Here is a 13,220-nt window from a genome sequence, read left to right on the forward strand (position 1 = left end):
TTTTTCCGTTGCTGTGGAAGTGTGGATTGTGCGCGCCGCCCATGTCGCCGCAAGCCCGCGCGGGCGTCGGCCGGGCGGCGCCGGATCACTCGTAGACCTCGGCCTCGGGGTTGGTGGCCTCGAGTTCGTAGGAGGCGGCGACCATGGCCAGCCGACCGATCACGCCGTACATGTAGAAGCGGTTGGGCGCGCTGGCGCCCGGCTTGGCGCCCGGCTGGGGCAGATGGCCGCTCTGCGAGAAGGCCAGCGGCACGAAGCTCGCGCCCGGCAGGGCCAGGCTCTCGTCCGGGCCGCGGTCGGGGTGGACGCGGTAGAAGCCGCCCACCACGTAGCGGTCCATCATGTAGACCACCGGCTCGGCCATGCCGTCGTGCACGCGCTCGCGCGTGAGCACGCCTTCCTGCACGACCACGTCGGTCGGGCCGGCGTCGTCGGTGGTGGCGCCGACCATGGCCTTCTGGCGCGGCTTCTTGGTCAGGGCCTCGAGTTCCTTGACATCGCGGATGGTCGAGATCGGCAGCGTGCTGGCGCCGTTCTCGCTCTTGACGATGACGAAGGGCTTCTCGTTGATGCCGTATTCCTTGTACTTGCGGCGCACCTTGGTCAGCACCTGGTCGACCGCCGCCGTCAGGCCCTCGACGCCCTTGCCGCGGGCCAGGTCCACGCCCTCGGCGCGGCCATAGATCGACTGGATCAGCCAGGGGTCGATGCCCAGCAGCTTGCCGAAGCGCTTGGAGACTTCCTCGTAGCTGTGGAAGTGGTTGCTCTTGCGGCGCACCGACCAGCCGGCATGCAGCGGCGGCAGCAGGTACTGCTCATGCAGGTCTTCCAGGATGCCGGGCGTGCCGGCGGCCAGGTCGGTGTTGAGCAGGATGGTGCAGGGGTCGAAGTTCTTCAGGCCCAGGCGGCGCTTGCTGCGCACCACGGGCTCCAGGCAGACGGTGCTGCCGTCGGGCAGCTCCACCTTCTTGGGCGACTTGATGGCCGGGTCGATGGAGCCGACGCGCACGTTCAGGCCGGCCATCTGGAAGATGCGCACCAGCTGGGCCACATTGGCCATGTACGAGGTGTTGCGGCCACGGTTCTCTGGGATGACCAGCAGGTTGCGGGCCTCGGGGCAGATCTTCTCGATCGCGGCCTGGGCAGCCTGCACCGCCAGCGGCAGCATCTCGGTGGTCAGGTAGTTCCAGCCGCCGGGGAAGAAATTGGCGTCAACCGGCGCCAGCTTGAAGCCGGCGTTGCGCACGTCGACCGCTGTGTAGAAGGGCGGGGTGTGCTCCATCCACTCGAGCCGGAACCAGCGCTCGATGGCGGGCATGCTGTCGAGGATGCGCTGCTCGAGTTCGTTGATCGGGCCGGTCAGGGCGGTGACGAGATGCGGAACCATGCGGCTGCCTTGTTATGCGGGTTTGCGGCCAGAGGCGGACCGGCGATTGTAGGCAGCCGGCCCTGGCCGCCTCGTGACAGTGCAGCGGCCGGTATTTGGTACGCAGCCGGGCTACTGGCGGATCTCGCCCTGGCCCAGAACGATGTACTTGAGCGAGGTCAGCCCCTCGATGCCGACCGGGCCGCGGGCGTGGAACTTGTCCGTGCTGATGCCGATTTCGGCGCCCAGCCCGTACTCGAAGCCATCTGCGAAGCGCGTGCTCGCATTCACCATCACACTGGCCGAGTCGACCTCGCGCAGGAAGCGCTGGGCATGGCTGTGATCGTTGGTGACGATGGCGTCGGTGTGGTGGCTGGAGTAGCGGTTGATGTGGTCGATGGCCTCGTCCACGCCGTCCACCAGCTTGATGCTGATGATCGGCGCCAGGTATTCCTCGGACCAGTCCTGTTCGGTGGCGGCCACCACGCGGGGCTGACCGGCCAGCAGGGCCGCGGCCTCGGCATCGCAGCGCATCTCCACACCCTTGGCGGCGAACACGGCGCCGATGCGCGGCAGAAAGGCCGGCGCGATGGCGCGGGCCACCAGCAGGCCTTCGGTCGCGTTGCAGGGGCTGTACTTCTGCGTCTTGGCGTTGTCGACGAGGGTGACGGCCATGTCCAGGTCGGCACTGGCATCGACGAAGGTGTGGCAGTTACCGTCCAGGTGCTTGATGACCGGCACCTTCGCCTCGCGGCTGATGCGCTCGATCAGGCCCTTGCCGCCGCGCGGGATGATCACGTCCACGTACTCGGGCATGGCCACCAGGCGGCCGACGGCGTCGCGGTCGGTGGTGGGCACGAGTTGCACTGCATCCTCGGGCAGGCCGGCGTCCAGCAGGGCGGCGCGCACCAGGGCGGCCAGGGCCTTGTTGGAGTCGATGGCCTCGGAGCCGCCGCGCAGGATGGCGGCATTGCCGCTCTTGATGGCCAGGCTGGCGGCCTCGATGGTCACGTTGGGCCGGCTCTCGTAGATCATGCCGAACACGCCAATCGGCACCCGCATCTGGCCCACGCGGATGCCGCTGGGCTGCTGCTTCATGCCGATGATCTCGCCGATCGCATCGGGCATGGCCGCCAGCTGCTCGCAGCCTTCTGCGCAGGTGGCGATGACCTTGGGCGTGAGTTTGAGGCGGTCCACCATCGGCTCGGCCAGGCCCGCGGCGCGGGCACGCTCCAGGTCGCGGGCGTTGTGTTCAGCCAATGGCCCCACGCTCGCCCGCAGCCGTTCGGCCAGGCTACGCAGCGCACGCGCCTTGGCCGCGGCGCCGGCCTTGGCCATCTGCGCCGACGCCGCGCGCGCCTGAGCGCCCAGCGTGTTCATCAGTTCGAGGGTGGAGATCGCATTCATGGAAGCGATTTTCTCACCGGGCCCGTGCCCGGGGCAGGGCGAGGGGATCGTGCCGCCTCGGCCGGAGCTTGCAGAGCCTCACCGAGCCGTCCACCGTTCGGGCCGAGCCTGCGGCCCACCAAGCGCTCAGGCCGAGCCCCAGGAGCCCAACACACACCTATGCCGTTCAGGCTGAGCCCCAGGAACCCAAGCACACCCCCGACCCGTTCAGGCTGAGCTTGTCGAAGCCCGCCCCGAGCACCAGCCGCGCTCAATCCGCCTGCTGCAGCAGCGACCACACCCGAACCGGCGTCAGCGGCATCTGCAACCTGGCTGCCAGCGCACCGCGCCCATTGCGCGCCAGGGCGTCCGCCACCGCATTGACCACCGCCGGCGTGGCGCCGATGGTGCCCAGCTCGCCCACGCCCTTCACGCCCAGCGGGTTGTTCTTGCAGGGCACGGACTCGTCCATCTCGGTGCGAAAGTCCGGCGCCGTGCCCGCCACCGGCAGGGCGTAGTCCATCAGGCTGCCCGTGACCAGCTGGCCGGTCGCGTCGTCGTAGACCACCTGCTCCAGCAGCGCCTGGCCGATGCCCTGCACGGCGCCACCATCGAGCTGGCCGCGCACGATCATCGGGTTGACCACGCGGCCGACGTCGTTCATCGAGGCATAGGCCACCACCGCCACGTCGCCGGTCTGCGGATCGACCTCCACCTCGCAGACATGGCAGCCGTTGGGCCAGGTGGGGCCGTCCACCTTGCTGGTGGAGTCCACGAAGATGCGGCCCTCGGCCTGCCGGCCGGCCAGTTCGAACAGGCCGATGCCCAGGTCGGTGCCCCGCACGGTGAAGCGCCCCTGGCCGTAGTCGATGTCGGCGGCCGCGGCCTCCAGCGCCTCGGCCGCCAGTTCGCGACCGCGGGCCAGCGTGCGGTCGGCGCCGGTGCGCATGGCCGAACCGCCGGTGAACAGCGAGCGCGAACCGGCGCTGCCGAAGCCATTGCCGCGGTCGGTGTCGCCCAGCACCACGCGCACCTGCTCGATGGGCACACCGAAGGCGTCCACCACCAGCTGCGCCAGCGTGGTGGCGATGCCCTGGCCCATGGCGTTGACGGCCGAATAGACCTCGATCACGCCGTCGGCCTGCACGTCCACCGTCACGCGTTCCTCGAAGACATTGCCACCCGTCCATTCGAGGAAGGTGGCGAGCCCCAGGCCGCGCCACAGCCCGCGCGCGGCCGACTCCGCGGCGCGCGCGTCGAAGCCGTCCCAGTCGGCGAAGGCCAGGCCGCGGTCCATCATGTGCTCGAAGGCGCCGGTGTCGTAGGTCTGGCGCATCGGGTTGGTGTAGGGCATCTGCTCCGGCCGGATGAAGTTGCGCCGGCGCAGCACCACGCGGTCGATGCCCGTCTGCCGCGCCGCCTCGTCCATCAGCCGCTCGATGAGGAAGATGGCCTCCGGCCTGCCGGCGCCGCGGTAGGCGCCGGTGGGCGACTGGTTGGTCATCACCGCGCGGAAGTGGAAGTCGATGACCGGGATGTCGTAGACGCTCGTCTGCACCCAGGGCCCGATCAGCAGCTGGATGGCCACGCCCGTGCCCGTCGGGTAGGCGCCGACGTTGGCGTCGCTGTGCACGCGCAGGGCGAGCACGCGACCGTCGGCGTCCAGCGCCATGGCGGCGCGGGCGCGCACGTCGCGGCCATGGGTGGTGGTGAGGAATTCCTCGGAGCGCTCGCCGGTCCACTTGACGCCGCGGCCGAGTGCCTTGGCAGCGAAGGCCACCACCGCGTCCTCAGGGTAGAGGCCGGTCTTCATGCCGAAGCCGCCGCCCACGTCGCTGACGCGCACGCGGATCTGCTCGGCCGGCAGGCCGAGCACCGTCGCCAGCGTGCCGCGCACGCCGGTGGGCATCTGGGTGCTCATCTGCAGGCTGAGGCGGCCGTCCTGGGCATCGATCTCGGCCAGCACGGCGCGCGGCTCCAGCGTGACGGCGGCGACGCGCTGGTTGTCGACGGTGAGTTCGACGACGTGCGCGGCCTGGGCGAAGGCGCGAGCCGTGGCCTCGGCGTCGCCGTGGCGCATCTCGGCGCTGATGTTGTCGGGGGCCGCGTCGCACAGCGCCGGCGCGCCTTCGGCCAGTGCGGCATCGAGGGTGGGGATGGCAGGCAGGTCTTCGTAGTCCACCCACACCGCCTCGGCGGCGTCCTTGGCGGCCTGCAGCGAAGTGGCGACCACGGCCACCACCGCCTCGCCGACGAAGCGCACCACCTCGTGCGCCAGCGGCAGCCGCGCCGCGGTCACGCCGGGCGAGCCGTCGGCGCGCACGAAGCCGGCCACGCCGGGGATGGGCTGGACGCCCTGGGCCACCAGGTCGGCGCCGGTGTAGACGGCCAGCACGCCCGGCATTGCCCGCGCGGCGTCGGCGTCGATGCTGCGGATGCGCGCATGCGGATGGGGTGAGCGCTGGAAGGCCAGCGCGGCGCAGTCCGGCGTCCGGATGTCGTCGGTGTAGCGGCCGCGGCCGGCGAGCAGGGCTTCATCTTCCAGCCGGCGCACGGCCTGGCCGCTACCGAAGCGGCCAGCAGAGGGGGTCGAAGCGGCGGAATGCACTTTGTCCAGCATGGGTGTCTCCGTGGAGGGAAAGGGGGTTGCACGTACCGCCGCCTGTTGTACCCGGTTGGCCGTCGTCCCGCTGGACGTGCGGGCCATGCCCGTCGGGCGGCCGGACGGCACGGGCGCCATGCAAGCGCCGCGCCGTCCCGCTCCGGCTGTCGGCCTACTTGCGCGCGTCGCGCAGTTCGCGCCGCAGGATCTTGCCCACCGGCGTCTTGGGCAGGTCGGTGCGGAACTCGATGATCTTGGGTCGCTTGTAGCCGGTCAGGTTGTCGTGGCAGAAGCTGCGCACCTGCTCCTCGGTGAGCGCCGGATCCTTCCTGACGATCACCAGCTTGACGGCCTCGCCGGTCTTGTCGTCGGGCACGCCGACCACCGCGCACTCGAGCACGCCGGGCAGGGCGGCCACCACGTCCTCGACCTCGTTGGGGTACACGTTAAAGCCGCTGACCAGCACCATGTCCTTCTTGCGGTCCACGATCTTGGTGTAGCCGCGCTCGTCCATCACGCCCAGGTCACCGGTCTTGAACCAGCTGTCCGCGGTCATGACCTTGGCCGTCTCGTCCGGACGCTGCCAGTAGCCCGCCATCACCTGCGGGCCGCGAAGCGCAATTTCGCCCACCTGACCCAGCGGCACCGGCTGGCCCGCGTCGTCCAGCAGCGTGATCTCGGTGCTGGGCAGCGGAACACCGATGGTGCCGCTGTATTCCTGGCTGGTGGTCGGGTTGCAGGTGGCCGAGGGCGACGTCTCGGACAGGCCGTAGCCCTCGCAGATCGGACAGCCGGTCTTGTCCAGCCACAGCTTGGCGACGGCACTTTGCACCGCCATGCCGCCGCCCACCGAGATCTTGAGATGGCTCCAGTCGACGGTGTTGAAGTCCGGATGGTTGGCCAGGCCGTTGAAGAGCGTGTTGACGGCCGGGAAGCTGTGGATGCGGTGCTTGGAGAGATCCTTGAGTGTGGCTGCCAGGTCGCGCGGATTGGGGATGAGGATCAGCAACCCGCCTGTGCGCATCGACAGCATCATGCCGACCGTGAAGGCGAAGATGTGATACAGCGGCAGCGCACACACGGTGGTGGGCTGCTCGCCCTGGGGCACGCGCTGCATCACCGGGCTGTTCCACGCCTCGGACTGCAGCACGTTGGCGATCACGTTGCGGTGCAGGAGCACCGCGCCCTTGCTCACGCCGGTGGTGCCGCCGGTGTACTGCAGCACCGCCACGTCGTCGCCGCCGATGGTCGGCGCCTGCAGGCCGCGGCGGCGGCCCTGCGACAGCGCGTCGTTGAAGCGCACCGCGCCTGGCAGGCTGAAGGCCGGCACCAGCTTCTTCACGTTGCGCACCACGTAGTTGACGATGGCGCCCTTGAGCAGGCCCAGCCGGTCGCCCATGGAAGCCAGCACCACATGCTTGACCATCGAATTCGCGATGCACTTCTGCAGCGTATTCGCGAAGTTCTCCATGATCACAATGGCCTTGGCGCCGCTGTCCTTGAGCTGGTGCTCCAGTTCGCGCGCCGTGTACAGCGGATTCACGTTCACCAGGATCAGGCCCGCGCGCAGGATGGCCGCCACGGCGATGGGGTACTGCGGGCAGTTGGGCATCATCACCGCCACGCGGTCACCCTTGGCCAGGCCCAGTCCCTGCAGGTAGCCGGCGAAGGACTGGCTGGCGTGGTCCACCTCGCCATAGCTCACCAGCTTGCCCATGAAGCTGTAGGCCGGGCGGTCCGCATAGCGGCTGAAGCTCTCGTCCATCAGGGCCACCAGCGAGGCGTACTGCGCGGGGTCGATGTCGGCAGGCACGCCCGGGGGATAGCTGCTGAGCCAGGGGCGGTCGGTCATGTGCGAAGTCTCCAGTGTCCTGAATGAAAAGCGGCCGCTGCTGCGGCGGCGGCCGGGGCTCTTGAAATCGTAGCAAAGCGGCGGTGGCGGTGAGGCCGCTGCCGGGGGCGCGGCAGCGGCCTTATTCGACCGCCTTCATCATGTCCTCGACCACCTTCTTGGCGTCGCCGAAGACCATCATGGTCTTGTCCATGTAGAAGAGCTCGTTGTCCAGGCCCGCGTAGCCGGCCGCCATCGAGCGCTTGTTGACGATGACCGTCTTGGCCTTGTAGGCCTCCAGGATCGGCATGCCGTAGATCGGGCTGCCCTTGGTGTGCGCGGCCGGGTTCACCACGTCGTTGGCGCCCAGGATGATGGCCACGTCGGCCTGGCCGAACTCGCTGTTGATGTCCTCCATCTCGAAGACCTGGTCGTACGGCACCTCGGCCTCGGCCAGCAGCACGTTCATGTGGCCGGGCATGCGGCCGGCCACCGGATGGATGGCGTACTTGACGGTGACGCCCTTGTCGGTGAGCTTCTGCGCCAGTTCCTTGACGGCATGCTGGGCGCGCGCCACGGCCAGGCCGTAGCCGGGCACGATGATCACCGTCTCGGCATTGCCCAGCACGAAGGCGGCATCGTCGGCGCTGCCGCTCTTGACCGGGCGCTGCACCGCGCTGCCGGCCGTGGCCGCGGTGGCCTCGCCGCCGAAGCCGCCCAGGATCACGCTGAAGAAGGAGCGGTTCATCGCCTTGCACATGATGTAGCTCAGGATCGCGCCCGAGCTGCCCACCAGCGAGCCGGCAATGATCAGCATGCTGTTGTTGAGCGAGAAGCCGATGCCCGCCGCCGCCCAGCCCGAATAGCTGTTGAGCATCGACACCACCACCGGCATGTCGGCGCCGCCGATGGGGATGATGATCAGCACGCCCATCACGAAGGCCAGGGCCAGCATGAGCAGGAAGGCGCTCCAGCTTTCGGTGGCCATGTACACCAGGCCCAGGCCGATGGTCGCCAGGCCGAGCACCAGGTTGACCGTATGCTGGCCCTTGAACTGCACCGGCGCGCCCTGGAAGAGGCGGAACTTGTACTTGCCCGACAGCTTGCCGAAGGCGATGACCGAGCCGCTGAAGGTGATGGCGCCGATGGCGGCACCGAGGAAGAGCTCCAGCCGGTTGCCGTAGGGAATCGGCATCCGCGCCACGCCCTGGGTGATCACGATGCCGGCCTGGGTGGTGTAGGTGACCATGCCCGTGGCCGGCGGAGGCACGATGCCGAAGGCCCAGGGCTCCACCACCGCCGCCACGGCGATGAAGACCGCAGCCAGGCCGATCATGCTGTGCATGAAGGCGACCAGCTCGGGCATCTTGGTCATCTCCACCCGCTGTGCCATGAAGGCGCCGGCGCCGCCGCCGATCACCAGGCCCACCAGGACCCAGCCCAGTCCCAGCGGCGAGCCGGCCAGGCGCACGATCAGTGCCGCCGTGGTCAGCACGGCGATGGTCATGCCCACCATGCCGAAGACGTTGCCGCGGATCGAGGTGGTCGGGTGCGACAGGCCCTTGAGCGCCTGGATGAAGCAGACGCTGGCCACCAGGTAGAGCAGCGTGACGAGGTTCATCGACATGGTGTCATTTCCCCTCGGCGCCGGTGGAGGAAGCGGGCGCCTTGCGCTCCTTCTTCTTGAACATCTCCAGCATCCGGCGCGTGACCAGGAAGCCGCCGAAGACGTTGACCGCGGCCAGCGCCACGGCTGCCACGCCCATCACCTTGCCCAGCGGCGTGGTGGTGAGCGCCGCCGCCAGCATGGCGCCGACGATGACGATGGCCGAGATGGCGTTGGTCACCGCCATCAGCGGCGTGTGAAGCGCGGGCGTGACGGTCCACACCACGTGGTAGCCGACGTAGATGGCCAGCACGAAGATGGTGAGGTTGATGAGGGTCGGGTTGACGATGTCCATGGTGCGCGTTCCTTCAATCAAGCCGTGCGGGTGACCTGGCCGTCCTGCGCCACGCGGCAGGCGGCGACGATGTCGTCCTCGAGGTCGATCTTGAGGCCGCCCTCCTTCGGCAGGATCAGCTTGAGGAAGTCCAGCACGTTGCGGGCGTAGAGCGCCGAGGCATCGGCGGCCACCAGGGCCGGCAGGTTGGTCTCGCCGATGAGCGTCACGCCGTGGCGCACCACCGTGCGGTCAGCCTCGGTCAACGGGCAGTTGCCGCCGGTCATGCCGCCGTGCACGTCCGGACCGCGGCCGGCGGCGATGTCGACGATCACCGCGCCGGGCTTCATGGCCTGCACCATGGCCTCTGTGATCAGCGTGGGCGCGGGCCGGCCGGGGATCAGCGCGGTGGAAATCACCACGTCGGCCTGGGCTACGCGCTTGGCCACCTCGGCCTGCTGGCGGATGAGCCAGCTCGCGGGCATCGGCCTGGCATAGCCGCCCACGCCTTCGGCGGCTTCGCGCTCCTCCTGCGTTTCATAGGGCACGTCGATGAACTTGGCGCCCAGCGATTCGACCTGCTCCTTGACGCTGGGGCGCACGTCGCTGGCCTCGATGACGGCGCCCAGGCGTTTGGCGGTGGCGATGGCCTGCAGCCCTGCGACGCCCACGCCCAGCACGACCACGCGGGCTGCCTTCACGGTGCCTGCGGCCGTCATCAGCATCGGGAAGAAGCGCTGGTAGGCGTTGGCGGCCATCATCACCGCCTTGTAGCCGGCGATGTTGGCCTGGCTGGAGAGCACGTCCATGCTCTGCGCGCGCGTGGTGCGCGGTGCGGCTTCCAGCGCGAAGGCGGTCAGCCCGGCCGAAGCCAGTCGCTGCAGGCCGGGCGCGTCGTGGGGATTGAGCATGCCGACCACGACCGTGCCGGGCTTCATGGCGGCGCATTCGATGTCGGTGGGCGCGCGAACCTTGAGCACCAGTTCGGCCCCCAGCGCCCCCGCGGCATCCGTGGTCTGCGCCCCGGCGGCCTCATAGGCGGCGTCGGGGGCGCTGGCGGCAAGGCCGGCCCCGGACTGGATGAGCACCTGGTGGCCTTGGGCCACCAGCTTCTTGGCGGTCTCGGGCGTGACGGCCACGCGCGATTCACCGGCCACGCACTCGGCGGGCACTCCGATCAGCATCTTGGAATCTCCTCGTCACCACAGCGGCTCGGCCGCCCCAACTTCGCCAAAGCTTACAGTAACTTGACGGGCCCCGGCGCGCCTGGGCGACAAGCCGTCGCCGTGCCACCGACCGCCACGCCGACGGCAGGAGACGATTTCCGTGCGGAACTTCCTTCACGCGGAGGGCCCTGGGTGGGTAGCATGCCGCGCCGCCTGGGCGAAGACATGATGCTCGACAGACCCGAGGCGAATGGGAGAGAGGGAATGCGCATTGCGGTGCTGGACGACGAACTGGATCAACAGGCGCTGATCAGCGCGGCGCTGACCGAAGCAGGCCACGAGTGCCACTGCTTCGACCGCAGTGCCGATCTGCAGCCCGGCCTGCGTGCCAAGGAGTTCGATCTGCTCGTCCTCGACTGGGACCTGCCCAACTTCGACATCCGCGCCCTCCTGCGGCTCGTGCGGGAAAGCTTCGGCACCTCGGTGCCGGTGATCCTGCTCACGCACCGGTGCGACGAGGCGGACCTGGTCGAGGCGCTGGGGGCCGGCGCCGACGGCTTCATCAGCAAGCCCCTTCGCGTCGCCGAACTCCAGGCCCGCGCCGAAGCGCTGATGCGGCGGGCACGTTTCTCGGTCGGCGGCGACCAGCCTCAGGACTATGGACGCTACCGCTTCCTGCCCGCCGCCCGCCAACTGCTGATGGACGGCCAGCCCGTCGAGCTCAAGAACCGCGAGTACGAACTGGCCCTGCTGTTGTTCCAGAACCTGGGACGGCTGCTGAGCCGGGACTATCTGCGCGCCACCATCTGGGGCAGTGCCCGCGAGGACGGTTCCCGCTCGCTGGACACCCACATCTCCCGGGTCCGCAGCAAGCTCGCGCTGCGCCCCGAACATGGATTCATGCTGACCGCCACCTACGGCATGGGTTACCGCCTCGAATCCGTGGACCCGTCGGAGATGCCCCCGTCCTCGCTGCGCGCATTCGGCTGACGGGCGGGCTTCCCTGCCTTGCGAGGTGGACCGCCTGTTGTCCGGCGCGAACCTCCTGCCGCGGCAGACATGCCTGCGAGGGCAGGCGCGCTAAAGTGCGCGGCTTTTCCACGCCGTGCTGCCCTTCATGCGGGCGTCCGCGGCACTGCCCGGCCTGCTGAGCGACGCTCTGCCTCGCCCGTCGGGCATGCAACCTGTCCGGAGATCTTTTCATGCGCTGGAGACCCAATGTGACCGTGGCGGCGGTCATCGAGAAGGAAGGCCGCTTCCTGCTGGTGGAAGAGAACACGGACCGGGGCCTGCGCCTGAACACCCCGGCCGGCCACCTCGAAGCCGGCGAGACGCCCGCCGAAGGCTGCGCCCGCGAAGCCCTGGAGGAAACGGCCCATGCCTTCACGCCCACGTCCATCGTGGGCATCTACATGGCCCGCTTCGAGCGCCGCTCGCCCGGCGACGAGGGCGACACCGACATCACCTATCTGCGCTTCGCCTTTGCCGGGGAGGTCGGCGCGCTCGATCCCGGGCGGGCGCTGGACGAGGGCATCGTGCGCACGCTCTGGATGACGCCGGAGGAGATCCGTGCCAGTGTCGAGCGCCACCGCAGCCCGCTGCTGCTGCAGTGCGTGGAGGACTACCTGTCAGGTCAGCGGCATCCGCTGGACCTGATCCACACCGACCGCTCGGTGCACATGCCGGGGCCGGCCTGAGGACCCTGGTTGTCCGGAGCGCGGCCGCACATCCTGCCGCAAGCCGTGCCGGCCTCAGGGCCGGCCGTACATGAAGCCCGTGGGCGCTTCGGTTCCCTCGATCCGGTCGATGAGCCGCAGCAGCGGCGTCAGCTCGCGATAGCGGCTGGCGGTGGTGCGGATGTAGCCGATGAAGCGGGGCGCATCGGCCAGGTACTTGGGCTTGCCATCGCGCAGGGTGAGGCGGGCGAAGATGCCTGCGACCTTCAGGTGGCGCTGCAGGCCCATCCATTCGACGGCACGGTAGAACTCGCCGAAATCGTCGCCCACCGGCAACCCGGCCTTTCGCGCGGCCTGCCAGTAGCGCACCGTCACGTCGATCACGAATTCCTCGTCCCAGCTCAGGAAGGCGTCGCGCATCAGGCTGGCGATGTCGTAGGTGATGGGGCCATGCACCGCGTCCTGGAAGTCGAGCACGCCCAGCACGTCGGGGTCTGCGCCGACCATCAGGTTGCGGGGCATGAAGTCCCGGTGCACATACACCGCAGGCGAGGCCAGGTTGGTGCGCACGATCAGGTCATAGGCCTGCTGCAGCGTGACCGTCTGCGCCGCGTCGAGCATCACGCCCCGGTGGCGCCCCAGATACCAGTCGGGGAAGAGGGCGAGTTCGCGGCGCAGCAGTGCTTCGTCATAGGCAGGCAGCACGCCGGGGCGGGAGGCCTGCTGCCAGCGCACCAGCGCGTCCACCGCCTGCTGGTAGCGGGGCAGGTTGGCCGCGGGCTGCTCGCGGTCGATCACGTCCAGCAGGGTGTGCGTGCCCAGGTCGTCCAGCAGCAGGAAGCCGTTGGGCTCGTCCCAGTCCAGGATCTGCGGCACCCGCACGCCGGCCTCGCGCATCAGCGCGGCGACCTGTACGAAGGGGCGGGCATCCTCCTGGGCGGGGGGCGCATCCATCACGATGCGGGAGAGGCCGGGCGCCGCGCCGTCGATGCGGAAATAGCGGCGGAAGCTGGCGTCGGCGGAGGCGGGGCGCAGGGTGGCGGGTTGCAGGGCGTGGGCCGGCGCGATGCGGGCCAGCCAGGCCTCGAACACCCGGCCCCGGGACGCATCGGCCCAGGCGATGGAAGCCGGGCCGGAAGGGGGCGCTGAAGCGGTCATGGATAATCAACATTCTACAAATCTGCCCTCTCTAGATGGGCGCGTGCCGGGCGCAGGACCGGCCGCCTCCAGCGCCGAGACGCTTGCCACACGCA

At 69.3% G+C, this 13,220-nt stretch carries 10 protein-coding genes; 2 read left to right on the forward strand and 8 right to left on the reverse strand.

Translation table 11 applies throughout. The features are described from left to right. Positions 1-85: 85 nt before the first annotated feature. The 7 genes from gshA to DFR41_RS05285 all read right to left on the reverse strand — a co-directional run bounded on the left by gshA (position 86) and on the right by DFR41_RS05285 (position 10,309). Positions 86-1,387, reverse strand: a complete 1,302-nt coding sequence (gene gshA, locus DFR41_RS05255) for a glutamate--cysteine ligase (RefSeq protein WP_017759040.1) — start codon at positions 1,385-1,387, stop codon at positions 86-88. A gap of 111 nt (positions 1,388-1,498) precedes the next feature. Further along, positions 1,499-2,782, reverse strand: coding sequence for a glutamate-5-semialdehyde dehydrogenase (locus DFR41_RS05260; RefSeq protein WP_342354296.1), 1,284 nt, complete (start codon positions 2,780-2,782; stop codon positions 1,499-1,501). Positions 2,783-3,023: 241 nt separating this feature from the next. Further along, on the reverse strand, positions 3,024-5,372 hold the full coding sequence (locus tag DFR41_RS05265) for a xanthine dehydrogenase family protein molybdopterin-binding subunit (RefSeq protein ID WP_114801946.1): 2,349 nt from the start codon (positions 5,370-5,372) through the stop codon (positions 3,024-3,026). Positions 5,373-5,526: 154 nt separating this feature from the next. Continuing rightward, on the reverse strand, positions 5,527-7,206 hold the full coding sequence (locus tag DFR41_RS05270; protein ID WP_114801947.1) for a long-chain-fatty-acid--CoA ligase: 1,680 nt from the start codon (positions 7,204-7,206) through the stop codon (positions 5,527-5,529). Positions 7,207-7,327: 121 nt separating this feature from the next. Next, a complete protein-coding gene (locus DFR41_RS05275; protein ID WP_043112536.1) occupies positions 7,328-8,812 on the reverse strand; it encodes an NAD(P)(+) transhydrogenase (Re/Si-specific) subunit beta in 1,485 nt (494 codons plus the stop codon). A gap of 4 nt (positions 8,813-8,816) precedes the next feature. Beyond that, a complete protein-coding gene (locus DFR41_RS05280; protein WP_017759014.1) occupies positions 8,817-9,146 on the reverse strand; it encodes an NAD(P) transhydrogenase subunit alpha part 2 in 330 nt (109 codons plus the stop codon). 17 nt (positions 9,147-9,163) lie between these two features. After that, positions 9,164-10,309 (reverse strand): Re/Si-specific NAD(P)(+) transhydrogenase subunit alpha, encoded by a 1,146-nt coding sequence (locus tag DFR41_RS05285; RefSeq protein WP_017759013.1) that lies wholly within the window; start codon positions 10,307-10,309, stop codon positions 9,164-9,166. A gap of 183 nt (positions 10,310-10,492) precedes the next feature. Between DFR41_RS05285 and DFR41_RS05290 the strand changes: the two genes are divergently transcribed. Together DFR41_RS05290 and DFR41_RS05295 are read left to right on the forward strand one after the other, a co-directional pair. Next, entirely contained in the window at positions 10,493-11,281 is a 789-nt protein-coding gene (locus tag DFR41_RS05290; protein ID WP_342354291.1) for a response regulator transcription factor, read from the forward strand. A gap of 212 nt (positions 11,282-11,493) precedes the next feature. Further along, positions 11,494-11,988 (forward strand): NUDIX hydrolase, encoded by a 495-nt coding sequence (locus tag DFR41_RS05295; protein ID WP_114801949.1) that lies wholly within the window; start codon positions 11,494-11,496, stop codon positions 11,986-11,988. A gap of 54 nt (positions 11,989-12,042) precedes the next feature. Here DFR41_RS05295 and DFR41_RS05300 read toward each other — a convergent pair whose 3' ends face one another. Further along, a complete protein-coding gene (locus DFR41_RS05300; protein WP_114801950.1) occupies positions 12,043-13,125 on the reverse strand; it encodes an aminoglycoside phosphotransferase family protein in 1,083 nt (360 codons plus the stop codon). Positions 13,126-13,220: the final 95 nt, after the last annotated feature.

This window comes from Pseudacidovorax intermedius, assembly GCF_003350475.1.
Lineage (GTDB): Bacteria > Pseudomonadota > Gammaproteobacteria > Burkholderiales > Burkholderiaceae_C > Xenophilus > Xenophilus intermedius.